Here is a 22,946-nt window from a genome sequence, read left to right as displayed (position 1 = left end):
TGATACTTTTAAACAGCCACCGTCTGACGGGCTGGGGCGTGACGCGCCAACGGCGCATCGTCCTTGACGATTTTGACTACCCGTGGCGGGAAAGGCATTTCGATGCCGCTGTCAGCAAAGGCGGACACATAGGCTGCTGGCGCGGGCGCGGTTTGCACGCGCGGATGGATGGCCGCCTCGCGCAAAATGGCCAGCGCCATGTCCAGATCGGTGCCGTAAGCCACTTGCACCGCCATGCTGATCCACATCGATTTGTCACTGTAGGACTGATTGACCACCGCGCTGGAAATCAGCGTGTCGTTAGGCGCCAGCGCTTCCGATTCCCATATAGCGCAGCCGGATGCGCTCCAACTCGCCCGATGCGGCCAGATGCGCCATGCCGGCATTGATTTGCGCCACCATGCCAGGCTGGGCGCGAGAGGAGAAAACAATATAGATTTTGGTGGGAATCAGTTTGAGGGGCAGCACTGCGACAGCAGATGCAAAGCCCTTGCGCTTGATGGTGGTTTTCAAGCTTAACGAAGATGCGAAATACCAGCGCCCGCGCTGGGCAATCAGTTTTTTCAGGTTTTCCGTGACCGTACCGGCGCCCGCGTCAATCCGCTTGATACCGGCAGATTTCAGGAACCCCTCATTAGTGTCCGCGGTAGTGAGAAGCACTGCCTCGTTCTCACTGTCGCGCACTATCGCGCCCACACTCGGGTAGAGGAACACGTCCTCGCTCCTCACGGCAAACTGATAATACGTTTCGTACACCGGTATTTCGCTGAATTTCAAATACCGATCACGGTCGTCCGTTCTGGCCATGCCAAAAAAACGTCTACCCGGCCCGACTTCAGCGCGGTCTCAATGCGCGGCAAACTGGCATATGTATCCACGCCGACAATCCTGATATCGGGACTGTCGCGACTCAAGGCACGCATCACCTCAACCATGAATCCCGGATAGATGGCATCTTGCGCGTTGAACTTCGCCTCATAGCCGCTTTGCGCCAAGGTTTTCATCATCAACGCTTCACTTTGGGCCGACATCGGCAAACCAAGCAGCGCCAGCATTGCGATAGCACCAGTCCTGAACATCCCGCCTCCCCGCCGTGTTGTTATACGTATCGACCGTAGCAGGCGTACTCCATGAGAGGCGGCTTCGCAAGCACGATGAAATCTCCACCTCGACAGTGCGTCAGCAAAGCAACAGCGGAAATATGGCGCATGTCGGCAAACTGCCGCTTCGGCGCTCGGCCAATCTTGGACGGCTCAGAGATAGACCGATATTTCTACCAGATTCAAATCCGGGTCGCGCACGTAGATCGACTGGATTTTACCGCGCGCCCCGGTGCGGGTTACCGGGCCCTCTTCAATCGCCACGCCGTGCTCGGTCAAGCGGCGCATGGCCTCCTCCAGCGGCACTGCGGCGATGAAGCACAGATCCAGCGCGCCGGGCGTCGGCAATTGCGCCTTGGGTTCGAATTCTCGGCCTTTAACATGCAAATTGATCTTCTGCGCGCCAAACACCAGCGCCAGGCGCTCTACCGGCGGCGTACCGCCAATGAAGCTCTCCAGCCTCATGCCCAGCACATCGCGATAAAACGCCACGCAGGCGTCAAGACGAGCAGTAGTAAGGACGATATGGTCGATGCTTGCAATCATCTAGCGCTCCAAAAAGTGGTTTCACTTGCGGCGACTGGCCATCATCACCCCGGCCATGACCAATCCCGTGCCGGCCAGTTGCGACAGGGAAACGGGCTCGCCCAGTAGCCGCCAGCCAAAGAAGATGGTCAGCCCGGGCCCCAGCGTGCCAATCAATACCGTGCGCGCCGCGCCGATGCGGCGGATGGCGGCTGACTGCCACAAGATGGGCAACACCGTGGAAAACAGCGCCATTGCCATGCTGTAGCCATACACCGGCATGGGCAGGCGCAGCGCGCTCGGCCTGTGCGTCAACAAAAAATGCAGACAGACCGCCACCGTGGAAATCAGGATGGAGAGAATGGAAAACGGCATGGTGCCCAAGCGGCGAATAGCCACTTCCGAGCCGGCGCTGTAAACGGCGTACAGCACCGCACAGGCAAACACAAAACCAGCGCCCGCGGCCACGCTGGCCATATCGCCGTTTTGGCTGACATCGTGGGCAAACGCAATGGCGATGCCGGCATAGGACAGCAAGGCCGCCACCAGCAGGCCGGGCTCCGCTTTCTTGCCCATGAAGAGGATGCCAATCAGGATGGTGAGCATCGGGTAGGTAAACAGGATCAAGCGTTCCAGCCCGGCGGTGATGTATTGCAGGCCGTAAAAATCCAGCACGCTGGAGCCGTAATAGCCCACCACTCCCAACAAAGTAAGCAGGCCGGCCTGCGGTGCAGTCAGGCGCGGCATTTCCCTCAAGGTGATGAGCGCCAGCGCCAGCACAAAAGGCAGACAGAACAGCATGCGCAGCGCAATCAGGCTCACGGCATCCACCGACGCGGCCTGATAGGCCAGCTTGACGAAAATGGCCTTGAAGGAAAAACCAAAAGCTGCCAGCAAAGCCAGCGCCACGCCCAAACGGTTGGCGGAGTGGGAGTTATCCACGTTTATTGTTCTCTATGCAGTGTCGACAGACAGGGTGTCCGCTTTCTGCCATAAAGAGAAATACTTTTTCCAGCCTTCTGTCATATCCACAGCGTATCAGTCGCGGTAAGCCCGGCGCGCCCATACCCATTCCCGCCCACTTGCGTTACCCTGTGCGCCTTGATTCAAACCCGTCGTTTTCGTCATGCGCATCCAGGATTTCCATCACGCCCTCGCCGCCATCGGCGCCCAGCCCTGCCACATCGGCCGCATCAATCGCGCCTGGCTCAAAGGCTTGCCGCTGGCCACTGGCACCCGCCATCAGAAAAGTGAGGATTATTACCCGCTATCCGTGCGTGAAGGCATTGCCCCGATTCAGACGCAGGTGGACGCCTTGGCGCGCATTCACTCGCAGCACGAAGCGGAAGATGGCTCACTGCGCCTGCTGGTGGCGCTGAGCGATGGGCAGATGGTGGAAAGCGTGCTACTGCCCCGCGGTGGCCTGTGCGTATCCAGCCAGGTGGGCTGCGCGGTGGGCTGCACATTCTGCATGACAGGCAAGTCGGGCCTGCTCCGCCAACTGGGCAGCGCGGAAATCGCCGCTCAGGTGGCGCTGGCGCGACGCATCCGTCCGGTAAAAAAAGTGGTGTTCATGGGCATGGGCGAGCCGGCCCATAATATGGACAACGTGCTGGAGGCCATCAATCTGCTGGGCAGCGACGGCAATATCGGCCACAAAAATCTGGTGTTCTCCAGCGTGGGCGACCCGCGCGTGTTTGAAAAACTACCACAGCAACCGGTGCGGCCGGCGCTGGCGCTGTCGCTGCATACCACCCGCGCCGACCTGCGCGAACAACTACTGCCGCGCGCGCCGCGCATTGCGCCGGCCGACCTGGTGGCCATGGGGGAAGAATACGCACGCAGCGTGGGCTACCCCATTCAATACCAGTGGACCCTGCTGGCCGGCATCAACGATACCCAAGAGGAAATGGATGCCGCCATCCGGCTGCTCAAGGGCAAGTTTGGCCTGCTCAACATCATTCCGTACAACAGCGTGGAAGGCGACAGCTTCCAGCGTCCCAGCGCGGAGCGCGTTGACCACTTCAAGCGCTATCTGCATGCTCACGGCGTATTGACCAAGATTCGCGACTCCGCCGGCCAGGACGTGGACGGCGGCTGCGGCCAGCTGCGCGCCCGCGCAGCGCATGTGATCGACGCTAGCCGGTTGCAGCGCAAACAACAACGCACAAGCTGAACCAACCAGCAGCCTTCTAAACGCAAGCAAGGCTTTTTTGTTACGACGCAGGCAAATACCACAACTTTGACGAGGACAATGCACTGACATTGCCCACGCGCACTCCCCCATGCAGAATGGCTGACGCCGATGGGCCCACCGCCCGCCCGGCCAGCGAATCCGGCGCGACAAGCCGACGCACACGGGAGAGAGAACTTGAAAGTACTGCTGATCTGTCCGTATCTGGACGACCCACAAATCAAGCGCAATGACTTCCTGCCCTCCGCCGCCCTGCTCAGTCTGGCGGCGGTACTGCGCACGGAGGGACACGAGCCTGTCCTGCTCGACCTCAACAGCAAGCGCACCCACCAACAAGCCGAACCCACCCGCTACTGCCATGAGCGCATCGTGGACGCCATCCAGCGCGAGCGCCCAGGCTTTGTCGGCATTTCCTTTCTGTTTTCCGGTTTCATGAAAACGGCGATGGAATATGCCCGCACTGTCAAGGCCACCGACCCCTCGCTCCAGATCATGACCGGCGGCATCCACGCCACCACCTACCCGGAAGAAATCCTCAGCCTCTGCCACGATTTCGACTACATCGCGCTGGGCGAAGGCGAGCCGCAAATGGTGGAAATGGCCAACCGTATTGCCCGTGGCGATTTGGGCAATCTCAACGAAATCAAGTCATTCGCCTTCCGCGACGAAAACGGCAAGGTGCGCATCAATCGCGACCGGGAGTGGATCAACTACGAAGACCTGCCCATGCAGGCTTGGGATATGGTGGATTTCACTGAATTCGAGATGGATCTCAGCAACTACTCCAACTTCAAGGGCCACGACATCAAGAATGTAGTGCCGGTGATTTCGGAGCGCGGCTGTCCGTTCAAGTGCACCTTCTGCGACATGTATCTGGTGCAGGGCCGCAAATTGCGCCGCCGCACGCCGGAGCGCTTTGTCGACGAACTGGAATACCTCGTCAAGGAGAAGGGGCAGCGCTTTTTCACCTTCATGGACGACAATCTCACCGTCGACAACAAGCACATCCTCGGCATCTGCAACGAGATCCTGCGTCGCGGGCTGGATATCCAGTTCACCACGGCGGGCGGTCTGGGCATGAACAGCCTGAAAACCGAGGTGATCGACGCCATGGTAGCGGCCGGCATGACCTCCGCCCTGCTGGCCCCGGAGCACGGCTCCGAGTACATCCGCAATACCGTCATCAAGAAGGGGTTGAAACGGGACACCATCTACAAAGTAGTGGAGGACCTGAAAAAGCACCGCGTCAGCCTGGCCGGCAACTGGATCATGGGCTTCCCGGAGGACACCAACGAGACGCTGCAGGAGACCATGGACATGATCGACGAACTGAAGCTGGACCGGAACTGGGTAGGTGCCCTGATTCCCTTTCCCGGCACGCCGGTGTTCGATCAATGCGTGCGCGACAATCTGTTCATCGACGGCATCGATGTAGGCAACCTCTGGCAAGAACCGGTACGCGCTCACCAGGAGGGCTGCGTGATCAAGCCTTACAACATGTCGCTGGACGATCTCTTCGCCTGGCGACGCAAGTTCATCGACGTTCGCTTCAAGCATATGCGCCAACTATAAGCAGCCTCGGCCTTCAGCCAAAAACTTCGGGATGCGCACGCGCATCCCGAAGTCATTTCAAGCTAGCCACCGCTTAGCTGCTGACGCTCTCGGCTCGCGCAGAATGCCGCAAGCTTGCGCCCACGCTATGTGGTAGCTGTTGCCCTTTCTCTAAACCCGCAAGCTACCTAGGCTTGCGGGTATGAGCACGATTCGAACGCCCCCATCTCTCAAGTGGTTAATCACCAAGCGCGCCCGGCTACTTGGTGAGGCTTTGTTGCACAAATCAGTTAAAGGCCGAGCCGCCCCAATCCCCAGACGGACTTATCCCATGCGGACCGTTTGCGGCGTGCCCAGTGCTGTGAAGCGATTTAGAATCGCTGCGTGACATAGACGTGTGTCGTACGCCCCATCCGTGGTCACGGTCACCAGTCCCTCTGTCGCCGGAATTTGCGATAGCAGCTCTGGCAGCATCGTGGCATCACCGGTGCGATTGTCGGTCACTTCCATGGCACGGATTTCCAGCGTTTGAGCATCAATTCCCAGATGCAGTTTGCGCCATTGGCGGCGGTAGTCAGCACCATGCTTTTTCACTTTCCACTCGCCTTCACCCATCATTTTGATGCCGGTGCTATCCACCAGGAGATGCAGACAACCCTGCTTTTTCTGTACCGGGATGCGGACCTGCAACTCTTTCTGCCGGCGGGAAAGCGTACTGAAGTCGGGAACGGCCCAGTCAAGTCCAGCCGACGTCCCCCCGCTTTCAGTAGCAGGGAACTTTAGAGTCCGAGCTTAATTTACCTGATTTCTCTGCAAGTGATTCGGCATAAGCAGCCGGCGTTAAACCGCCAAGTGCTTTCTTGGGCCTTTCGTTGTTGTATTCCCTGCGCCAGGCTTCGATGACGATCTGGGCATGGCGCAGGCTGGTGAACCAGTGTTCGTTCAGGCACTCATCCCGGAAGCGCCCGTTAAAGGATTCGATGTAAGCGTTCTGATTCGGCTTACCTGGCTCGATCAGAAAGAGCTGCACCCCACGGGTGTGTGCCCAGGTCAACATCGCTCGGCTGCAGAATTCCTTGCCGTTATCGGTCCGAATGGCTTTGGGCAAGCCACGTGTCTTCGCCAACTGGTCGAGGACACGGGTCAGATGCAGACCTCCCATCGCACGTTCCGGAACAATGGCGACTGCCTCATGCGTGGCATCATCGACCACGGTCAGGCTCTTGATGACCCTCCCCTCTGCCGTTCGGTCGAACACAAAGTCCATCGACCAGACCTGATTTGCGGCCAAAGGACGGGCCAGTGGGTGACGGTCGGCCACAGGGATTTTCTTGCGCTTGCGCCGGCGAATTTGCAGTCCCGCCTCAACATAGAGCCGATCCACCCGCTTGTGATTGACCACCATGCCGCTCTGCCGCAGTTTTAAATAGATCATGCCGGCGCCGTAGCGTCGGTGCCGTTGCGCAAGCGCGATGATCTTCGCTTTCAAGGCGGCATTGCGATCGGTGGCGGGCTGATAGCGGAATGAACTGGGACTCATGCCGGCCAGGCGCAGCGATTTTCGCTCGCTGAGTCCTTTGCCCACCAGATGGCGCACCAGCTCCCACCGTGACGGTGCGCTCACCACTTTTTTCTCAGGGCTTCTTTGGCAATCTCGTTCTCGAGCATGGTCTCGGCCAGGAGTTTTTTCAGGCGCGCATTCTCTGTCTCTAGCTCCTTGAGACGCTTTGCCTCCGAAACATTCATGCCACCGAATTTGTTGCGCCAGAGGTAATAGCTGGCTTCCGAGAAGGCGTGCTTGCGGCACAGCTCGGCGATGGGCATTCCCGCTTCTGCTTCGCGCAGGAAGCCGATGATCTGTTCTTCGGTGAATCGTTTCTTCATATCCAATCTCCGTGTCATGGTGGATTGGACTCTAAAGTCACGTGCTACTCAATATCGGGGGGACGTCGAGACCACCTCTAACAGCACAATGCTGTTTGCTAAAGACTACCAACACCTTCCAGATGGCTGCATGTTAGGTATCGCAGCCATCTGATTCCGGCATGCCATGAGTTGTGCAACAGCTACCACATAGCGTGCGCCCATGAAAAACCCGCCGACAGGCGGGCTTTTCATGGGTCGTCATGACCTTCGGCAAACATGCCACTCAGTCTGTCCCGTATTTCGGGTTGTACGGGCCATACAACAAACCACCCTGATAACCGGTAGACAGCAAACGGTAGCTGGCAACTTTGGCCACGTCGTGACTGTGATCCGCCAGGTTGTGCACCACCTGGTTAATGGCCGCACTCACCAGCATGCCGATCAGGCCGCCGCTGCTATTGTTCTGATTTTCCGCGCTGGACGCCATGGCGGAGCCCTGCCACAACAGCGCGCCGCTGCGCAGATCCACCAACTTGGCGCTGGCGGACACCTCAACCACGCTGTCGAACACGCGATAGCTAGTACCGTATTTGTTGACAGTGATGTACAGCCCGGCATCAGCGCCGAAGATGTCATGCAGCTTCTTGATCGGCACATCCTGCGCGTCATTGGCTACCGTAACGCCGTTCTGCTTGAAGGTTTCGCTCACCAGCGTCACCGGCATCACGTAATAGCCGGCTTCGGCCAACGGTACGGTGGCCACGGACAGCATGCTCAGGCTGGCGTTGACGTCCGGCGACTGGTTTACCGGCGGCAACACCAGAATGGAACGTGGCTTGCTTTCCTTGTAAGCGGTGTAGTCGTAATTGACTGGCTTGCTGGCGCAAGCGGCCAGCAGCAGGGCGGAAGCGGCCAGGATGCCGACTTGCAACAGTTTTTTCATGTCAGCGTTCCCTTAGTTGGCCTTGGCGTATTTTTTCAGCAAGAAGTCGATATAGGCTGCCGACTCCGGATACAGGGCTTTTTCGGCGGCCAGATGCTCCGCCGCCTTGCCGTCATTGCCCACTTCCGCATACAGCAGGCCCAAATGCGCCTGCACTCCCGGCGGCGCTACATGATTCTTGGCGCGCATTTTTTCCAGATCGCGCTCCAACGCCTCAATCTGCTTTTCCTTGCTTTCACCCTTGAAGTAGTCATACACCTGCGTCTGGTAGCTCTCCCACTGATACAGCGGTTGAGGGGCAGAAGCGCAGCCTGCCAACAGCACTGCCGCGCTTGCGCAAAGCAGCAGTCTGGTTCTATGGTTTTTTTTCATTGTCTTTTATCCGAAAATATCGCTTACTTCACCGGCTTCCAGGCACCGGAGTCGATGGCGGCGGTCAGATTGTTCACTGCTTCGCGCATGGCCAGATCCAACACTTTTCCATTGAGCGTGGAGTCATAACTGGAGGTGCCGCCAAAACCGATCACCTCGCGGCTGGACAGGCTGTACTCACCCGCACCCTGCACCGAATACACCACTTCGGAAGTGCCGCTATCCACCACGTTCAGGCTCACCTTGGCGTAAGCCACTTGCTGCTTGCCTCGGCCAAGAATGCCGAACAACTGCTGGTCGCCCACTTCCTTGCGGCCAAATTCGGTTACATCGCCCGTGATGATGTAATCCGCGCCCTTGAGCTTCTGCGCCTGCTGCTTGATGGCCGCTTCCTGTTTGGTTTCCGCCATATTGTCGCGATCCAGCACGCTGAAGCGGTTGGTCTGCTGCAGATGGGTTACCAGAATGGTCTTGGCCTGGCTGCCCAGACGGTCCACGCCGTCGGAGAACAGGCCGCGCATGAAGGAAGAACGGTTATCGAACTTGCCTACGGCAATAGGCGCGCGCGGACCGGCATACGGCTTGTCCGCCGTGGCTACTTTTTGCACGGCTACGCTCTGGTAGCTTTCGGTTGCACAACCCGCCAACACTGCGGCCAGCGTCATCGACGCCAGCGCGACTGAAGCCACTCGCTTCATAAGTCACCTCGAATAATCAAAAATGGTTTTCCAGAGTAGGCACGCCAATATCGCTCTCGCCAACTGAAAGCATGTCATTGCCAATGCCACGCGAATTTTACAGGCAAACGCTCTCAATCCAAAGCATGAGTTGCGCGTACAATCCGGTGGGTCAGGCAAAACCGCCAACGCCTTGACCTGTCGCAAAAGCAACACCCGGCGCGCTCGGCGCCAAGGCGACAATGAAAGGAAAACAGGCAATGAACTGGATGCAGTTCCTGAAGATGGTAGTGCTGTTCGGCCTGACGGCATTGGCGGAAATCGTCGGCTGCTATCCACCCTGGCTCGTGCTCAAAAAAGCCGGAACGTCTGGCTGCTGTTGCCCGCCGCGCTGTCACTGGCGCTGTTCGCCTTTTTGCTTACCCTGCACCCTAGCGCAGCCGGCAGAACCTACGCAGCCTATGGCGGCATGTATATCGTCGTGGCGCTGGCATGGCTGCGTTGTGTGGACGGTCAGCCGTTAACGCGATGGGACATCGCCGGGGCGACCGTCGCGCTGCTGGGCATGGCGATCATCGCGCTGCAACCCGCAGCAAAGAGCTGATTACCCCGCCTGCCAGCCGACCTTCAGCGCCCCGCCCAACACCCTGCTGTTGATTACCCGGCAATATTCTCCATCCATATTGGCCAGAGACAAGGCATGCACCGCCTCCCCCGGCACCAGGCGGCCATGCCAATCGGTCTTGTCAAAGGTAAAGCAGGCATCGGCCACCAGCCAGATGCGGTAGCCCAGATTGCCGCCCATGCGCACCGTCGCCTCCACCGAATTGCTGGTGGACACGCCGGCCACCACCAGAGGCGGATTGCCCGCTTCGGCCAACCTTTGCGCAAGATCGGTACCGACGAAGGCGCTATTGGTCGATTTGGCCACCACCACTTCCCCGGGCAAGGGCTGGGCCTCGGGCTTGAACGCATGGCCGGGCTGACCGGGCCGATACGTAGAACCCGGCTCCAGAGAGTCGTGCCGCACATGGATGATGGGCCAGCCGGCGGCTCGCCAGCGCGCGAGCAGACCCGCAACCACCTGTTCCGCTCCTGGGTTATTGCGCGGCCCCCAGACGGGTTGATCGACACCTTGCTGCATGTCTATGAGCAGCAAAAGCGGCTGCGCGCTCTCACGATATTGCATGGATTCAATCATCTCCTGATGACACGGCTCACGCGCCGGCCCGCCGGCCAAGGGCAGCATCGCCCAGGCCTCGCCAAATTTTACTCAGCGCAACGGGCTTGACGGGATAAAATCCGACAAGTATTATGCGCAACTCTTCTGGAGGGATTCCCGAGCGGTCAAAGGGATCAGACTGTAAATCTGACGGCTCTGCCTTCGAAGGTTCGAATCCTTCTCCCTCCACCAGTTTCGCGAAAGGCCCGACACATGTCGGGCCTTTTGTCATTCCTCCGCTGTCATTCCATTTCTCAATCAGGCCGCCGACATGAAAAAAAACCGTGACAAGCCATCAGCCCAGCCGGACAAGGCGGCGCGCCAGGCGGAGGAAAAACGCTTTGCCCGCGCAGAGCAGGCCTGCCGCCGCATTCTCGACATTCTGGCGCTGGAGGCGATGGACGCCCTGTTCGCCAGCGCGGAGCGCGCCGGGCAATACGCCGGCATGTGTCGCATCCACGCCCGCAAGTTGCGCAATGGCAAGGTTATCAGCCCGGCGGATTTCAATGCTGCCGTAGAGGTTTGCACCGCCGCCGAGCGCTGTCGCCAGGCCGTGCCGGAAAGCACGCTGGCAGCACACGCCGCCTGCGCGCCCCTGCTGGCGGAAATGCTGGAAAACGCAGCGGTGGTACAAGAAGACATGCGCCGGTTGAAGACTGCTCAGCGCTGATTCTGCAGGCGCTCGGCCAGCAGCCGCTTCAACTCGCCGCGCGCTTCCAGTCGCGACAAGCCGACATTGAGTTGCGCCAGCAAACGCTCCGCTTGCGGCGCGCGCCGTGAAATCATGAAATACGCGTCCACCGGCTTCGCCCCCGGCAGCGGCCGGTAAACCAACTGCCCCACTGGATCCAGCACGCCCAGCTTGCCCAGCCCCAGCAACACCTCGCGATACTCAACAAACTGCCGGCAATGCCCGGCCTCCAGCTTGCGCATCAAGTCGGCGTAGTTGGCCGAACCGCTGTCCACTTGCGCATCCGTCAAACCAAAAGCCTTGTAATTGAAACCATGGATGCCGCACCATTCGCGCACCGCGCGATTGGCTGAGGGTGGCCGCCGCAAGCTCGCCGCTACCGGATTGAGCCGCAAATAAGATTGCGAAAACAAGAACTGCTTCTCGCGTTCCGGGGTTTTGCTGGCGCCCATTACGATCTGCACGCCCTCCCCCTGCGCCGCGCTGGACAGACAGCGCGCAAAGGGCATCAGCCGGAAGTCAGGCTTCCACGGCGCAGGCAGCGCCGCCTTCAATACGTCGGGGGAGTAACCCACTACCTGTTCCGGCGCCGCCGGCAGACGATACGAAGACGGCGGCCACTGATTGTCGCCGCCGCAGGCTGTCACCCCCGCCTGCACCGTGCTCGCCGCCAATAGCAGCACCGCCAGTATCCTTCGGCCAACCATGGCGTTTCCCATTTCCCGAACACAACACCAGCAAGGCTAAGACATGCGCCCGGCAGCGTCCAGCAAAGGTTAATGTCCGCCCCCGATCTAGCGTCGCGCCCCTTGCCATACTCAAGTCGGCGCGCTCTGACTCCGATTCTCTGCGAGGCGTTGTCATCCAGTACAGGCACTCGATGCAGGCCTCGAAGGCATCGCGCTTGGCAGACCCATTGATGACAATGGTGCTACTCTACCCGCCATGGAAAAACAACTGCTGGCCTTTCTTGCCAAACACGGCATTGCCCACCTGCGCTTCGATCACCCGCCGGTTTACACCTGCGAGGAAGCCAGCCGGATCATCCCCGGCCTACCCGGCGCGGAAACGAAAAACCTGTTTCTCAAAGCCGGAAACAGCGGCCGCTACCTGCTGGCGGCGGTACCGGCTGAAGCCCGGGTGGACCTGAAGGCCCTGGCAGCCACCGTAGGCTGCAAGAATCTGGGCTTTGCCTCCGCCGAACGCCTGCGCGAGACCCTGGGACTGGAGGCCGGCTCCGTCACCCTGCTGGCGGCGTTTTGCGACGTTGACGCCAAGGTGGACGTGCTGATCGATGCGGAGTTGGTCGAAGCGGATGCCGTGCTCTGCCATCCGCTGGTCAATACCGCCACGCTGGCGCTACCCACCGCCGAACTGCTGCGTTTTCTCGCGCTGACCCGCCATCCACCGCGCATTCTTCCCGTACCGCGCAAACTCGACGCACCCGCAGACTGATTTGCCGCCCGGCGCGAACGGGGCGTAGAATGCGCGCCTTCTTTTTTGCTGTCTTTGTCGTCGCGGCGCCTGTCGCGCGTTCCGGAGAACATCGTCGATGAACTGGCATAATTTCAAACGCGACTATCTTGTAACCTTCTGGTCGCCCTTTCCCGCCGTGATCGCCGCCGGCATTCTGTCCGCCTATTACTTTGGCCTGACCGGCACCTTCTGGGCAGTTACCGGCGAATTCACCCGCTGGGGCGGGCATCTTCTGCAGCTCTTCGGCCAACACCCGGAAAACTGGGGCTACTTCAAGGTGATCCATCTCGAAGGCACTCCGCTTGACCGGGTGGACGGCATGATGATCATCGGCATGTTCGCCGGCTGCCTGTCGGCTGCGCTATGGGCCAACAACGTCAAGCTGCGCCTGCCGCAACACCGCATCCGCATCGTTCAGGCGGTGGCGGGCGGCATCATCGCCGGCTTTGGCGCGCGACTGGCCATGGGCTGCAACCTGGCCGCCTTCTTCACCGGCATTCCCCAGTTTTCGCTGCACGCCTGGTTCTTCGCGCTGGCCACTGCCGCCGGCTCCTGGTTTGGCGCGCGCTTCACCTTGCTGCCCATCTTCCGCGTGCCGGTCAAGCTGCAAAAGGTAAACGCTGCGCAAGCGCTGACCCAAAACCCGCAACAAGCAGCGCGCCGCTTCCGCCTCGGCATGCTGATTTTCGCCTCGTTCGCATTGTGGGGGCTGTCGCGCGCCATGGATGCGCCCAAGCTGGGTCTGGCGGTGCTGTTTGGCCTGGGCTTCGGCCTGCTGATCGAACGGGCGCAAATCTGCTTCACCTCCGCCTTCCGCGACCTGTGGCTGACCGGACGCACCCAGATGGCCAAGGCCATCGTCGCCGGCATGGCGGTGAGCGCCATCGGCATCTTCAGCTATGTGCAACTGGGCGTAGCGCCAAAGATCATGTGGGCAGGCCCCAACGCTGTCATCGGCGGGCTACTGTTCGGTTTTGGCATCGTACTGGCCGGCGGCTGCGAAACCGGCTGGATGTACCGCGCGGTGGAAGGACAAGTGCACTACTGGTGGGTGGGCCTGGGCAATATCATCGGCGCCACGCTGCTGGCCGCCGGCTGGGACGACATTGCACCAACCGTGGCCACCAATTACGCCAAAGTGAATTTGCTGCAGGTATTCGGCCCCATGGGCGGGCTGATTGCCACCTACGCCATGCTGGGCGCAGCGCTGCTGGCCATTCTGTGGTGGGAAAAACGCTTCTTTGCGCGCAAGGGACTGACCATGAGCATCGTGGAGGAAAAGGCATGAACAAGACCACACCCGTTCCCGATTACCGACTGGACATGACCGGCGAGCCCTGCCCTTACCCGGCTGTAGCCACGCTGGAAGCCATGCCGCAATTGCGGCCGGGCGAAGTGCTGGAGGTGGTGACCGATTGCCCGCAATCCATCAACAACATTCCGCTGGACGCACGCAACCACGGCTACGAAGTGCTGGATATCCAGCAAGACGGCCCAACCATCCGCTACCTGATCCGCCGCTGATCCTCGGCGGGGAGAAAAACCCGGCCCGGGCTAGCCCCGGGTCAGGTCGGACAAATCATCCCATAAGCTCTTGTCTTGCAAGGGCGTGGCCAGCGGCAACTGCGGGTTGCTGATTTCCAGCAACCGCCGCCCCTGCAGGCGCAGAGGTTTGAGCATGACGGCGCGGTAAGCCCGGTAGCGACGCTCAAACTCGCCGCTTTCCCGCAACCTTTCCAACCCCACCGCTATGCGTGACGCCAGCTTTCGACCCGCTTTGCTGGACGCGGTGAAGTAGTAGCGCGGCAAGGGGTAATGCAAGAGCAAGCGGCGCTCTACCACCATGCGCGGCGCAACGTGCTGATACATCGCCTGCTCGGCGGCAATTTCATCCACCCCGCGCGACAAGAGATCGAAACGTCCACTGCCCAGCATGCCGAACAATCCAGTGTAAGTGTCTCCTGTCACGACGGTCAGCCCCGCTGCGCGCAGTATTTCCACATCCACCCAGCGGGATTCCTGGCCGATGCTGAATCGTCCCAATTGTTTTAGCGTGCCAACCTTGTCCAGCTCCGGTTGCCGCTCGGCATTCACCAGAAACAGGCGGTAACCGGTCAGGCCTTTGTCCAGTGGAATCCGTATCGGCACCAGATCGTTTTCCAGCTGCTGGCTAGTGACTCGGGCCAACACCTGAATGGCGCCGCTTTGCAAGGCCACCAGGGCGCGGCTGGCGTTCATCGGCGCGGTCGACGGCTGCAGCACCGCCTTGCCGTAATCCTTCTCGGTGGCATCAAGCGCGGCTTGCAAGAGCTGCCAATAGTAAGCGTAGCGTTGATCGCCCGAGGCTTCCTGCATAGGATAACGCAGTACTACGGCCTGCCCGCCTGCGCGCGCCGGCAAGAGCGCCAGCAGGCTCAAGGCCGACAGGCCGATCAGCAGCCGAAGTCGCATGCCGGCACACCGCGTCACTGGATGTCCTTAGCCAAAATGGCAAACATAATGCAGGGTCTCCAGCACCTCAATCTGGAAAGAACTGTCGCCCGGCACGGCAAACTGCTGGCCGCCGACATACTCCACCGCGTCGCCGGCGCCGTTCAGGGTGACTTTGCAGCGACCTTCCACCAACTCCATGATCTCAGGTGCGCCGGTATTGAAAATCAGCCGCGCCGGCAGGATCACGCCCACCGACTTCTTGGTGCCGTCCGCCAGCGTAATGCTATGGCTCACGCATTTGCCGTCGAAGTAAACATTGGCGCGCTTGGCCACGCTGACGTTGTCGATCTGATCCATCTCTTTATCCTTTGTAGTATGTAATTAGGCACTGCCGGCGCCTTGAAGACGCCGAGCCAGCCAGCATACCTGATGCCGCGTTGCGGCAAAACCCGGCGGCCGACAGCGCATGTCGTTTTCCCGCATGCCGCTCATGACGGCTCGTGTCAGAATGGGCGCTGCGCTGGCGCATTCAACATTGAAACTGTGCGGAGATCGCCGATGAAGTGTGTTTCCCGTCTACTGCCCCTTTGCGGGCTTGTCCTGCTGGCAGGCTGCGCCAGCATGGCCGACAAGCTGCAGGGCAGCATCGCTCCGCCGCCCGGCACGGGGCATGTGCTGTTATCCCTGACCGCCAAAGCCTTTGATCAGGACTCCGCCACCGCAGGCATCCGCATTGCCGACCCCAACGGCACGGTTGTGGCCTCCGGTTACGCCAGCATGAATACGGATACGGTGTTTGGCGAAGAAGGCATGAGCCCGGTCGATGGTCGCTTGCAGCTGTTTACCCTGCCGCCCGGCGATTACGAAGTGCGCGACGCTTGGGGCAACTGGACTGAGGAAATGGGCTGGACGCGAACCTGGCGCTCGGCCAGCTTCCCCATCAATACCCGATTCCACCTTGAGGCGGGGCAAACGCTTTATCTGGGCGAAGTGGCGCTGGATCTGTCATTCCGCCCCTCATACAGCCTGAGCGATCAGCACCGGCGCGATTTCGGCCACCTGAGTCGCGTCTGGAAGGTGAAGGACAGCGTCCGCATCGACATCCGGCCTCTGGCGGCGCCAGCCTCGCCAGCGCAGTAGGGCGCCCTGTCGCATCGGCAAACAAAAGCCGCCCAGCGGGCGGCTTTTGTCCAGGGGAGCAAACGTGAGGAGCTTAGCCCATGCGGGACGTCCACAGCTTGGCCAGATAGGCCGTTTTCACCACCGCATCCGCCAGCGTCGCCGACCCGACCACCCTGTAGGCCGTCTGCCGCGTATCACGCAGCAAGGCATCCGCGTACGGCGGGCCGTTTTCCTTGCGCAAGGCGGCCACACGCGGCTGATTGGCCTTGTCGCCGCGATAGGTGACAACGGCGATTTCGCCGCTGGCCAGGCGCACAAAACTGCCCGGCGGATAAATGCCCAACTCGCGAATCAGCAAGGTCAGCCACTGCGGGTCCACCTCGCCCAACTCGCCACGGAACAGCGCCGACATGGTTTGCGAGGGCAAGGGCCCGTCGTCCAGCGTCAGCAATTCGCACAATTGATCCACCAGCCCGATCAGTCTGGCGTCCTGATGCACCTCTTCGCCGGACAAACCCTGCGGATAGCCATCGCCCGACATGGTTTCGTGATGCGTCTGCACCAGCAGATGCCAGTGCTCGTCGCTGACGCCGGCTTCGCGCAGGATGGCGGAACCCAGCACCGGGTGGGCAAACAACGCCTCGCGCTGCTCCTCGCTCAGCGGGCTGGTTTGTTGCGACAGCTGGTTCAGCAAGGGGGCAATGGCGATATTCATGGTCATGCCCGCGCACACCAGGCTGTGCAGTCGCTCGGGCGCAAAACCCAGTCGGCGTCCCAAAATCGCCAGCACGGTCGCCACATGAAAACTGTGCGATCGCACCGGTAGCATGAACATGGCGGCGATCATACCGTCCTGGAAGCGCTCGCACAGCGCCTGCAATCCTTCGGCCAACTCCTCAACGCGCCCGGCCAAGCCCGGTACGGACAAGCCGTGCAGCAGCAGTTTTTCCAGTCGACCGGCCAAAAAACCCGCCTCCACAAGCGGATTCTTCGGCGCAGAGGCCTCGGCGTCCTTTTCGCGTTGGGCCGCGCGATCCAGCCGCTCGCGCTCCAGCCGGACAGCCACCTCTTCAGCGTCGCCGTGCGCCATCTCCACCAGCCGCTCGCGCTGGGCGTCGGTCAGTACATAGTGCCCTTTTTTGAGCAACAACAGGCCGTTCTTGGCGTAAACATCCACCGGCACTTCCTGCCCCACGCGAACAAAGCGGCTGGGCAGACGGATTTTTGCGGAGTTGTCGGACATGGAGAGTCTGGAATCAAACCATCTTTAATGCAGTGTAGACAAGACAAAAGCCTTGAGAGGCCCGCCCGTCGCGAGAAAGCAGGCATTGTGGCGGCAGTGGCGACAAAGGACAAGCATGGCACGGGGTTTCGCTTGCCTTGCCGGGGCCGCGCGACAAAAATGAACGCCCCACCCTCCTGCGGAGCCCACCCGAATGAACGACAGCAACATTCTGGATCGCCGAGAGTTTCTGCTTGGCGCCGTCGCCACTGGTTTCGCCCTCGCCGTACAGCCGGTAACGGCCGAGGCCATCGCCACCGACAGCCAGGGCCTGAATGCCGGCCCGGTCACCATCGGCAAGGACAGCCTGCCCGCCTACATGGCCCGTCCTATCGAACACGCCGGCAAGCTGCCCGTGGTGCTGGTGGTGCAGGAGATTTTCGGCGTGCACGAGCACATACAGGATATTTGCCGTCGCCTGGCCAAACTGGGTTATCTGGCCATCGCGCCCGAATTGTACTTCCGTCAGGGCGACCCGCGCGCTGTCGCTGACATCCCCACACTGATGAGCAAGATTGTGAGCAAGGTGCCGGACGCTCAGGTGCTGGGCGATCTGGACGCCACTCTTGCCTGGGGGGAGAAGCAAGGCGGCGACGCCAATCGCGCCGCCATCACCGGCTTTTGCTGGGGCGGTCGCATCACCTGGCTGTATGCGGCGCACAACCCCTCCATCAAGGCCGGCGTGGCCTGGTACGGCAAGCTGGTGGGCGACAAGACCGAGTTGCAGCCCCGACAAGCAGTGGACATCGCCCCAAGCTTGAGCGTGCCGGTGCTGGGTCTGTACGGCGGCAAGGATGGCGGCATCCCGCTGGACAGCGTGGAAGCAATGCGAAGCGCGTTGAGCGCAGGCAAGAGCGGATCTGAAATCGTGGTGTACCCGGAGGCCGGGCACGCCTTCAATGCCGACTACCGACCCTCCTATGTGGAGTCAGCAGCCCGGGACGGCTGGCAACGGCTCATTGCCTGGCTGGAAAGCCATGGCATGAAACCCTGACGGGGGAACGCAAGGTTTGCCGAAAGCCTTCGGCAAACCTTGCTCAAGCTGCCTCGCTGGTTTCCAGCATGCGGCGCACCACCTGGTTGAAGGGGTCAAGCCAGGCGCGATCGAACTGGTTTTCCGCCGCATTGAGTTCTGCCGCCGCACGCAGCATGGAACGGCGCTGCCCCCTGTGCTGATGCTTGAGCATGACGGACTCGAAGGCATCCACCAGCGCCAGTATGCGCGCGCCCGGCACGATCTCTCCGGCCACCAGCCCGTAAGGGTAGCCCTCTCCATCCGGCGTTTCATGATGCTGCAGCACCATCAGCGCCGCCTCCTCCCAGCCCGGCATGCGCCCGAGCAAGCCGGACACCCAGGCCGGGTGCATGGACATCATGCGGCGCTCCTCGTCGCTGAGCTGGCCGTTTTTCAGCCAGAGCGACTCCGGCAGGAACATCATCCCGACATCGTGCAGGTATACGGCTGCCTGCAGCTGCTGCGCATCCACCCAACCGCCGGACAGGCGATTGATTTCCAGCGCCAGCTTGAGATTGCGTTCGGTACGGCCCACAAACTCCGGCATGCGCTGCTCCAACTGCAAGGCCAGCGTGCGGAACAGCAACATGTCCTGCTGCCGCTCAGACTGCGCGTTGGCGGTATTCTTGGCCGCCGGCGCCGGTGCCTGCTTGTCGCGCACCCCCACCAGCGCAGACACCAGTCGCGAACAGGTGGCCAGCACCGATGCCAGCGGCTGATGCTCAAGCGTTTGCAGCGTTGCCAACAGATGCGCCATCTGGCCTGCGTCCACCTGCCTTGCCGAAGCCACCTGCGACATCACCAATTCGATGCGATCCAGCACCAGCATCAAGAGGTCGCCCATCACCTCCTGCCAGGCAAACTCGCCGGCGCGGAGCCGCGCCAGCAAACCCTCCAGCGCATGCGCGTAAGGCACGACAAACATCACCCGGCACAATCCGGCGTCGCCCTTGATGGTATGCACCAGGCGAAACAAATCGGCGATCAGCTCGGGCGAGGTCGGGTTCTGTCCCAGCTTGCCCAACACCTGCTCCATTTGCGGCGCGTAGTCCGACAGGGCATCCCGAAAGTCCTGAAACCCTTCCGCATCCTCCCGCACAAACTCCAATTGCTGAGAATCTTCCATGATTGAATGGATATCCTGAGTAGGTTAAGGGTAGCCTGAAAACCAGCAGGGAGCATCGGCCACCCAACCATCACTATAAGTCATGCCAGCGACTGCCGCCCGCCCCCGAAGCAGACAGGGCGCGCCGCCGGGCGCATAATGTGCGGCCTTCGGCCAACCTTCTCGTGACAAGCCATAAGCCATGAATACTGCCCTAGCCGCCCTGCATCAGCACATCGCCTTCATCCTGGAAGTAGACAAGCTCAAAACCGTCCTGCGCAAGACCAAACCCGTGGGACTCGATCGCTACGAAAATTCGGCCGAGCACAGCTGGCAAGTGGCTTTGCTGGCTCTGGTCATGGCCGAGCACGCCGCCGAACCCGTGGATATCGGCAAAGTCATCCGCATGCTGCTGATCCACGATCTGGGCGAAATCGACACCGGCGACATGATTGTCTACGCCGAAGTGGACAGCGCTGCGCGCGAACAAGAGGAGCTGGCAGCCATTCGCCGCATCGTCGGCCTGCTGCCGGCGGCGCAAGCAGCGGGGCTGGAGACGCTGTGGCGCGAGTTTGAAGCCCGCGAAAGTGCTGAAGCCCGTTTTGCCCGCGCCATGGACCGGCTGATGCCCATCCTGCTCAACCTCAACCGCGAAGGCCAAAGCTGGCGAGAAAACGGCGTCAGCAAGGAGCAAGTGATACGCATGGCGGCTTCAAAAGTGAGTGACGGCAGCCCCCTCGCCGGCCAATGGTTGAGGGCTGCGCTGGACGACGCGGAAGCGCGCGGCTTCTTCGGTGCCTGAACCCCGACGACGAAAACCCTTATTCAAATCAGGTCATAATCAAAATTTGAGCAAATCCTTTGCAGAAAAGACTTGCCAGGATTCTCAACTATCGGCACTATGCCGGTCTGCAGGATGCTCAAGTTGTGGATGTGTAGTTGTTGTAGTGGCATTGTCCGTACCACAGTCGCCATTTCCCTTGAACTTCGTGCGCTTTTTCAACTGCTCGTTTTGAGGATTAACAAAATGGCAACTGGTACCGTTAAGTGGTTCAACGACGCTAAAGGCTTTGGTTTCATCACCCCGGACGAAGGCGGCGACGACGTGTTCGCTCACTTCTCCCAAATCACCGCCAAAGGCTTCCGCACCCTGGCCGAAAACCAGCGCGTAAGCTTCGACATCGTCGATGGCCCGAAAGGCAAGCAAGCCTCCAACATCCAGACTCTGTAATCCGCAACACGGATTCGAATCTGATAAAAACCCGGACATGTCCGGGTTTTTTTGCTTTCTCCCGAGGCACATCATGCAAAAGCCCACGCCCGAACAAGCACTGGAAGATACCCGCCAATGGCTGGAAAAAGCCGTCATCGGCCTTAACCTCTGCCCTTTCGCCAAATCGGTTTACGTTAAAAACCAGGTGCGCTTCGTCGTCAGCGACGCCACCGACCCGGCGCAACTGGCCGAACAATTGGCCGCCGAACTCAAGCTGCTGGCTGATACCTCGCCGGAAGAAACCGACACCACGCTGCTGATCCACCCCTACGCGCTGCAGCGGTTTCTCGATTTCAACGAATTTCTCGATGTGGCTGACGCGATCGTCGATGAGCTGGAACTGGAAGGCATGCTGCAGGTAGCGGCATTTCACCCCAAATTCCAGTTTGACGGCACCGGGGTCAACGATATCGGCAACTACACCAACCGCTCGCCGTGGCCAACGCTGCACCTGATTCGCGAAAGCAGCATCGACCGCGCCGTAGAAGCCTTCCCAGAAGCTGAAGCCATTTTCGAACGCAATATCGAAACAGTGACCGAACTGGGCCTGGACGGCTGGAAAGCGCTGTTTGCCGAAGCCGCCAAACCCTGAGGCCTTGCCCCTGCGGCGACATGGCGGTACAAAGACGGCATCCACTCCGTCCGGCCGCCCCATGTCGCTACCCCGCTTTTCCATTCTTGTCCTGCTTGCGCTAACCCTGTCAGCCTGCAGTAGCGCCCCGGCAAAAAAACCGGTGCACGGCGATGATTTCGACTCCTCGGAACTAGGCCAGAGCGCCGCCAATCGCGCCGCCAACCTGGCCATGCGCGACAACCTTGCCTCCCTGCAACTGCTGCTGGACAAACTCTACAAGCGCAACCCCGCCGAATGGCGCAAAAGCGGCGCCGGCAACCGCGACGCCGCTGTCAATCTGGTGATGCAGGCCGTACGCAGCAACACGCCGCTGCCCGCCCTGGGCCAAGTGCGTGGCACTGCCGCCCTCACCACCGCCTTTGATCCGCAATTTACCGGCGACCGTGCCGGCGCCTTGGCCTACGGACTGGGCAGCATGCTGGTGGATGCCTACGGCGGCCGCACACAGCTTTATCTCGTACACGGTCTGGACGCCCAACAACTGGCCAATGCCGCCTACAACATCGAAGTGGCTGCCTGGCTGCTGAACAATCGCACGGCGACGGACGGCAAGCCGTTGCTGCTGGCCAATGAAATCAGCGACAAGGGGCGCAATCTGACGTTTGAGCGTGAAATGGGCCGCATGATGGCCCGGCTGGAGTTGCTAGCGGAGATGAACGATGAAAAGGTTCGCCGAAGCGCCATCGATTTCGGCCAGTCGCTGGTGGCCGGCCCCTTCCTGCAGTTTCTGCCGGTCAGCGCGGCAGCCTCGGCAGCGCATTGAACATATCGCCCCACCGGCAAGAAAAAAACGTCGGCGATCTACGGCGACGGTTTTTTCAGACTAGCGGTCTTCGACAGACGGCGGATATTTGCCGGTTTTGTCCTGATAGAAAGCACGGATGCGCGGCATGTCGGCCTCAATATCCCCGGTAGTGGTGAACAAGGGGCCGAAACCACACTCCTTGCGCGCGTAATCCATATACGCCAGCAATACCGGCACCCCCGCGCCATGCGCGATGTAATAGAACCCGGTCTTCCACTCAGTGACATGCTTGCGCGTCCCCTCAGGCGGAATGGCCACCACCAGCCGCTCGGAACGGCCATAGACCTCTACCATCTGTTGCACGAGCGAATTGTTCTGGCTGCGCTTCACCGGGATGCCGCCCAGCCAGCGCATGATCGGCCCGGCCGGACCTGCAAACAAGGTGTGCTTGCCCATCCAGTAGAGCTTGGCCCGACGCGAGAAGCAGACTGCCAGTGTCAGAGGGAAATCCCAATTGCTGGTGTGAGGCGCGCCAATCAGCACATAGCGCGGGATATCGGCAAAATCGCCGCGAATGCGCCAGCCGGCCAGACGCAGGGCCAAGCGGGAAATCCAGCACAACAACGTGCGCAAAACAGGGGTATCGAAGATGGTGTAGTGCATGAGCAAGGTCGCGGCTGCCGCCGCAGGCCGTTAAAGGATGCCGGACTCTACCCGACA

27 protein-coding genes, 1 tRNA gene and 3 pseudogenes are annotated in these 22,946 nt (G+C 60.4%); 14 read left to right on the top strand and 17 right to left on the bottom strand.

What is annotated here, in order from left to right; all coding sequences use genetic code 11:
* Positions 1 to 8 precede the first annotated feature (8 nt).
* From Q0P52_RS19325 to Q0P52_RS03210, 5 genes are all read right to left on the bottom strand, one after another.
* A complete protein-coding gene (locus Q0P52_RS19325) occupies positions 9 to 248 on the bottom strand; it encodes a hypothetical protein (RefSeq protein WP_366061708.1) in 240 nt (79 codons plus the stop codon).
* A 52-nt stretch (positions 249 to 300) separates the two neighbouring features.
* Positions 301 to 777, bottom strand: a complete 477-nt coding sequence (locus Q0P52_RS03225) for a transporter substrate-binding domain-containing protein (RefSeq protein ID WP_293766024.1) — start codon at positions 775 to 777, stop codon at positions 301 to 303.
* Positions 774 to 1,055 (bottom strand): hypothetical protein, encoded by a 282-nt coding sequence (locus tag Q0P52_RS03220; RefSeq protein WP_293766023.1) that lies wholly within the window; start codon positions 1,053 to 1,055, stop codon positions 774 to 776. The genes Q0P52_RS03225 and Q0P52_RS03220 overlap by 4 nt, the downstream gene beginning before the upstream one ends.
* 198 nt (positions 1,056 to 1,253) lie before the next feature.
* On the bottom strand, positions 1,254 to 1,646 hold the full coding sequence (locus tag Q0P52_RS03215) for a VOC family protein (protein WP_293766022.1): 393 nt from the start codon (positions 1,644 to 1,646) through the stop codon (positions 1,254 to 1,256).
* Positions 1,647 to 1,667: 21 nt separating this feature from the next.
* Positions 1,668 to 2,567 (bottom strand): DMT family transporter, encoded by a 900-nt coding sequence (locus Q0P52_RS03210; protein ID WP_293766021.1) that lies wholly within the window; start codon positions 2,565 to 2,567, stop codon positions 1,668 to 1,670.
* A 184-nt stretch (positions 2,568 to 2,751) separates the two neighbouring features.
* Between Q0P52_RS03210 and Q0P52_RS03205 the strand changes: the two genes are divergently transcribed.
* Complete coding sequence (locus tag Q0P52_RS03205) at positions 2,752 to 3,801, top strand: RNA methyltransferase (RefSeq protein WP_293766020.1); 1,050 nt, start codon at positions 2,752 to 2,754, stop codon at positions 3,799 to 3,801.
* 195 nt (positions 3,802 to 3,996) lie between these two features.
* A complete protein-coding gene (locus Q0P52_RS03200) occupies positions 3,997 to 5,391 on the top strand; it encodes a radical SAM protein (RefSeq protein WP_293766019.1) in 1,395 nt (464 codons plus the stop codon).
* A gap of 354 nt (positions 5,392 to 5,745) precedes the next feature.
* On the opposite strand, the pseudogene Q0P52_RS03195 reads toward Q0P52_RS03200, so the two are convergent.
* The 5 genes and pseudogenes from Q0P52_RS03195 to Q0P52_RS03175 form a co-directional block, all read right to left on the bottom strand.
* Positions 5,746 to 6,117, bottom strand: a pseudogene (locus Q0P52_RS03195) (IS5 family transposase); the annotation flags it as partial.
* Between the two features lie 16 nt (positions 6,118 to 6,133).
* Positions 6,134 to 7,254 (bottom strand): IS3 family transposase gene (locus Q0P52_RS03190; protein WP_293766018.1). Its coding sequence is split into 2 segments (ribosomal slippage): positions 6,134 to 6,996 and positions 6,996 to 7,254, totalling 1,122 coding nucleotides; the frame shifts between segments, so codons are not numbered across the junction.
* 265 nt (positions 7,255 to 7,519) lie between these two features.
* Positions 7,520 to 8,179 (bottom strand): DUF799 domain-containing protein, encoded by a 660-nt coding sequence (locus Q0P52_RS03185; RefSeq protein WP_293766017.1) that lies wholly within the window; start codon positions 8,177 to 8,179, stop codon positions 7,520 to 7,522.
* A gap of 12 nt (positions 8,180 to 8,191) precedes the next feature.
* Positions 8,192 to 8,551, bottom strand: a complete 360-nt coding sequence (locus tag Q0P52_RS03180; protein WP_293766016.1) for a DUF4810 domain-containing protein — start codon at positions 8,549 to 8,551, stop codon at positions 8,192 to 8,194.
* Positions 8,552 to 8,574: 23 nt separating this feature from the next.
* Positions 8,575 to 9,249: a CsgG/HfaB family protein gene (locus Q0P52_RS03175; RefSeq protein WP_293766015.1), complete on the bottom strand. Its 675-nt coding sequence runs from the start codon at positions 9,247 to 9,249 to the stop codon at positions 8,575 to 8,577.
* 248 nt (positions 9,250 to 9,497) lie between these two features.
* Between Q0P52_RS03175 and Q0P52_RS03170 the strand changes: the two are divergent.
* A pseudogene (locus Q0P52_RS03170) lies at positions 9,498 to 9,832 on the top strand (YnfA family protein).
* Here Q0P52_RS03170 and Q0P52_RS03165 read toward each other — a convergent pair.
* On the bottom strand, positions 9,833 to 10,417 hold the full coding sequence (locus Q0P52_RS03165; RefSeq protein ID WP_293766014.1) for a cysteine hydrolase family protein: 585 nt from the start codon (positions 10,415 to 10,417) through the stop codon (positions 9,833 to 9,835).
* A 140-nt stretch (positions 10,418 to 10,557) separates the two neighbouring features.
* Between Q0P52_RS03165 and Q0P52_RS03160 the strand changes: the two genes are divergently transcribed.
* Both Q0P52_RS03160 and Q0P52_RS03155 read left to right on the top strand, forming a co-directional pair.
* Positions 10,558 to 10,642: transfer RNA gene (locus tag Q0P52_RS03160), tRNA-Tyr, on the top strand.
* A 79-nt stretch (positions 10,643 to 10,721) separates the two neighbouring features.
* A complete protein-coding gene (locus tag Q0P52_RS03155; RefSeq protein ID WP_293766013.1) occupies positions 10,722 to 11,120 on the top strand; it encodes a hypothetical protein in 399 nt (132 codons plus the stop codon).
* Here the strand turns inward: Q0P52_RS03155 and Q0P52_RS03150 are convergent.
* Positions 11,111 to 11,848 (bottom strand): ABC transporter substrate-binding protein, encoded by a 738-nt coding sequence (locus Q0P52_RS03150; RefSeq protein ID WP_293766012.1) that lies wholly within the window; start codon positions 11,846 to 11,848, stop codon positions 11,111 to 11,113. The two genes, Q0P52_RS03155 and Q0P52_RS03150, sit on opposite strands and share 10 nt — an antisense overlap.
* 238 nt (positions 11,849 to 12,086) lie before the next feature.
* Here Q0P52_RS03150 and Q0P52_RS03145 point away from each other — a divergent pair, with 238 nt between their 5' ends.
* The 3 genes and pseudogenes from Q0P52_RS03145 (at position 12,087) to yedF (ending at position 14,141) form a co-directional block, all read left to right on the top strand.
* The gene (locus Q0P52_RS03145) at positions 12,087 to 12,596 is read left to right on the top strand and encodes a prolyl-tRNA synthetase associated domain-containing protein (protein WP_293766011.1); all 510 of its coding nucleotides are present in this window, start codon (positions 12,087 to 12,089) and stop codon (positions 12,594 to 12,596) included.
* Positions 12,597 to 12,690: 94 nt separating this feature from the next.
* Positions 12,691 to 13,905: pseudogene (yedE, locus tag Q0P52_RS03140) on the top strand (selenium metabolism membrane protein YedE/FdhT); the annotation flags it as partial.
* Complete coding sequence (gene yedF / locus Q0P52_RS03135; protein ID WP_293766009.1) at positions 13,902 to 14,141, top strand: sulfurtransferase-like selenium metabolism protein YedF; 240 nt, start codon at positions 13,902 to 13,904, stop codon at positions 14,139 to 14,141. The pseudogene yedE and the gene yedF, both read left to right, overlap by 4 nt.
* Before the next feature lie 30 nt (positions 14,142 to 14,171).
* Here yedF and Q0P52_RS03130 read toward each other — a convergent pair whose 3' ends face one another.
* Complete coding sequence (locus Q0P52_RS03130) at positions 14,172 to 15,068, bottom strand: hypothetical protein (protein WP_293766008.1); 897 nt, start codon at positions 15,066 to 15,068, stop codon at positions 14,172 to 14,174.
* A 27-nt stretch (positions 15,069 to 15,095) separates the two neighbouring features.
* Positions 15,096 to 15,407, bottom strand: coding sequence for a pyrimidine/purine nucleoside phosphorylase (locus Q0P52_RS03125; RefSeq protein ID WP_293766007.1), 312 nt, complete (start codon positions 15,405 to 15,407; stop codon positions 15,096 to 15,098).
* A 201-nt stretch (positions 15,408 to 15,608) separates the two neighbouring features.
* On the opposite strand from Q0P52_RS03125, the gene Q0P52_RS03120 reads away from it, so the two are divergent.
* Positions 15,609 to 16,190 carry a hypothetical protein gene (locus Q0P52_RS03120; protein WP_293766006.1) on the top strand — a complete coding sequence of 194 codons (582 nt, stop codon included), beginning with the start codon at positions 15,609 to 15,611 and terminating at the stop codon, positions 16,188 to 16,190.
* A gap of 73 nt (positions 16,191 to 16,263) precedes the next feature.
* On the opposite strand, the gene Q0P52_RS03115 is transcribed toward Q0P52_RS03120, so the two are convergent.
* On the bottom strand, positions 16,264 to 17,415 hold the full coding sequence (locus Q0P52_RS03115) for an HD domain-containing phosphohydrolase (protein WP_293766005.1): 1,152 nt from the start codon (positions 17,413 to 17,415) through the stop codon (positions 16,264 to 16,266).
* Between the two features lie 193 nt (positions 17,416 to 17,608).
* On the opposite strand from Q0P52_RS03115, the gene Q0P52_RS03110 reads away from it, so the two are divergent.
* On the top strand, positions 17,609 to 18,448 hold the full coding sequence (locus tag Q0P52_RS03110) for a dienelactone hydrolase family protein (protein ID WP_293766004.1): 840 nt from the start codon (positions 17,609 to 17,611) through the stop codon (positions 18,446 to 18,448).
* A gap of 43 nt (positions 18,449 to 18,491) precedes the next feature.
* Here Q0P52_RS03110 and Q0P52_RS03105 read toward each other — a convergent pair whose 3' ends face one another.
* On the bottom strand, positions 18,492 to 19,595 hold the full coding sequence (locus Q0P52_RS03105; RefSeq protein ID WP_293766003.1) for an HD domain-containing phosphohydrolase: 1,104 nt from the start codon (positions 19,593 to 19,595) through the stop codon (positions 18,492 to 18,494).
* 181 nt (positions 19,596 to 19,776) lie between these two features.
* Between Q0P52_RS03105 and Q0P52_RS03100 the strand changes: the two genes are divergently transcribed.
* The 4 genes from Q0P52_RS03100 (at position 19,777) to Q0P52_RS03085 (ending at position 22,244) form a co-directional block, all read left to right on the top strand.
* Positions 19,777 to 20,376, top strand: coding sequence for an HD domain-containing protein (locus Q0P52_RS03100; protein ID WP_293766002.1), 600 nt, complete (start codon positions 19,777 to 19,779; stop codon positions 20,374 to 20,376).
* A 225-nt stretch (positions 20,377 to 20,601) separates the two neighbouring features.
* Positions 20,602 to 20,805 (top strand): cold-shock protein, encoded by a 204-nt coding sequence (locus Q0P52_RS03095; protein ID WP_293766001.1) that lies wholly within the window; start codon positions 20,602 to 20,604, stop codon positions 20,803 to 20,805.
* Between the two features lie 73 nt (positions 20,806 to 20,878).
* Positions 20,879 to 21,439, top strand: a complete 561-nt coding sequence (locus tag Q0P52_RS03090; protein ID WP_293766000.1) for a DUF1415 domain-containing protein — start codon at positions 20,879 to 20,881, stop codon at positions 21,437 to 21,439.
* A 61-nt stretch (positions 21,440 to 21,500) separates the two neighbouring features.
* Positions 21,501 to 22,244: a hypothetical protein gene (locus Q0P52_RS03085; RefSeq protein ID WP_293765999.1), complete on the top strand. Its 744-nt coding sequence runs from the start codon at positions 21,501 to 21,503 to the stop codon at positions 22,242 to 22,244.
* 60 nt (positions 22,245 to 22,304) lie between these two features.
* On the opposite strand, the gene Q0P52_RS03080 is transcribed toward Q0P52_RS03085, so the two are convergent.
* Positions 22,305 to 22,889 (bottom strand): lysophospholipid acyltransferase family protein, encoded by a 585-nt coding sequence (locus Q0P52_RS03080; RefSeq protein ID WP_293765998.1) that lies wholly within the window; start codon positions 22,887 to 22,889, stop codon positions 22,305 to 22,307.
* Positions 22,890 to 22,946 lie beyond the last annotated feature (57 nt).

Source organism: uncultured Aquitalea sp., assembly GCF_945957525.1.
In the GTDB taxonomy this organism is placed as follows: Bacteria; Pseudomonadota; Gammaproteobacteria; order Burkholderiales; family Chromobacteriaceae; genus Aquitalea.
The sequence above is the reverse complement of the archived record's forward strand: the minus strand, read 5'-3'. Positions and strand labels throughout refer to the sequence as shown.

What these genes read in the sequence shown, in the direction of transcription:
- Q0P52_RS19325 (WP_366061708.1), bottom strand. Translation starts at nt 248, where the DNA reads ATGTGGATCAGCATGGCGGTGCAAGTGGCTTACGGCACCGATCTGGAC.
- Q0P52_RS03220 (WP_293766023.1), bottom strand. Translation starts at nt 1,055, where the DNA reads ATGCTGGCGCTGCTTGGTTTGCCGATGTCGGCCCAAAGTGAAGCGTTG.
- Q0P52_RS03215 (WP_293766022.1), bottom strand. Translation starts at nt 1,646, where the DNA reads ATGATTGCAAGCATCGACCATATCGTCCTTACTACTGCTCGTCTTGAC.
- Q0P52_RS03205 (WP_293766020.1), top strand. Translation starts at nt 2,752, where the DNA reads ATGCGCATCCAGGATTTCCATCACGCCCTCGCCGCCATCGGCGCCCAG.
- Q0P52_RS03185 (WP_293766017.1), bottom strand. Translation starts at nt 8,179, where the DNA reads ATGAAAAAACTGTTGCAAGTCGGCATCCTGGCCGCTTCCGCCCTGCTG.
- Q0P52_RS03180 (WP_293766016.1), bottom strand. Translation starts at nt 8,551, where the DNA reads ATGAAAAAAAACCATAGAACCAGACTGCTGCTTTGCGCAAGCGCGGCA.
- Q0P52_RS03175 (WP_293766015.1), bottom strand. Translation starts at nt 9,249, where the DNA reads ATGAAGCGAGTGGCTTCAGTCGCGCTGGCGTCGATGACGCTGGCCGCA.
- Q0P52_RS03165 (WP_293766014.1), bottom strand. Translation starts at nt 10,417, where the DNA reads ATGCAATATCGTGAGAGCGCGCAGCCGCTTTTGCTGCTCATAGACATG.
- Q0P52_RS03155 (WP_293766013.1), top strand. Translation starts at nt 10,722, where the DNA reads ATGAAAAAAAACCGTGACAAGCCATCAGCCCAGCCGGACAAGGCGGCG.
- Q0P52_RS03150 (WP_293766012.1), bottom strand. Translation starts at nt 11,848, where the DNA reads ATGGTTGGCCGAAGGATACTGGCGGTGCTGCTATTGGCGGCGAGCACG.
- Q0P52_RS03145 (WP_293766011.1), top strand. Translation starts at nt 12,087, where the DNA reads ATGGAAAAACAACTGCTGGCCTTTCTTGCCAAACACGGCATTGCCCAC.
- yedF (WP_293766009.1), top strand. Translation starts at nt 13,902, where the DNA reads ATGAACAAGACCACACCCGTTCCCGATTACCGACTGGACATGACCGGC.
- Q0P52_RS03130 (WP_293766008.1), bottom strand. Translation starts at nt 15,068, where the DNA reads ATGCGACTTCGGCTGCTGATCGGCCTGTCGGCCTTGAGCCTGCTGGCG.
- Q0P52_RS03125 (WP_293766007.1), bottom strand. Translation starts at nt 15,407, where the DNA reads ATGGATCAGATCGACAACGTCAGCGTGGCCAAGCGCGCCAATGTTTAC.
- Q0P52_RS03120 (WP_293766006.1), top strand. Translation starts at nt 15,609, where the DNA reads ATGAAGTGTGTTTCCCGTCTACTGCCCCTTTGCGGGCTTGTCCTGCTG.
- Q0P52_RS03115 (WP_293766005.1), bottom strand. Translation starts at nt 17,415, where the DNA reads ATGTCCGACAACTCCGCAAAAATCCGTCTGCCCAGCCGCTTTGTTCGC.
- Q0P52_RS03110 (WP_293766004.1), top strand. Translation starts at nt 17,609, where the DNA reads ATGAACGACAGCAACATTCTGGATCGCCGAGAGTTTCTGCTTGGCGCC.
- Q0P52_RS03105 (WP_293766003.1), bottom strand. Translation starts at nt 19,595, where the DNA reads ATGGAAGATTCTCAGCAATTGGAGTTTGTGCGGGAGGATGCGGAAGGG.
- Q0P52_RS03100 (WP_293766002.1), top strand. Translation starts at nt 19,777, where the DNA reads ATGAATACTGCCCTAGCCGCCCTGCATCAGCACATCGCCTTCATCCTG.
- Q0P52_RS03095 (WP_293766001.1), top strand. Translation starts at nt 20,602, where the DNA reads ATGGCAACTGGTACCGTTAAGTGGTTCAACGACGCTAAAGGCTTTGGT.
- Q0P52_RS03090 (WP_293766000.1), top strand. Translation starts at nt 20,879, where the DNA reads ATGCAAAAGCCCACGCCCGAACAAGCACTGGAAGATACCCGCCAATGG.
- Q0P52_RS03085 (WP_293765999.1), top strand. Translation starts at nt 21,501, where the DNA reads ATGTCGCTACCCCGCTTTTCCATTCTTGTCCTGCTTGCGCTAACCCTG.
- Q0P52_RS03080 (WP_293765998.1), bottom strand. Translation starts at nt 22,889, where the DNA reads ATGCACTACACCATCTTCGATACCCCTGTTTTGCGCACGTTGTTGTGC.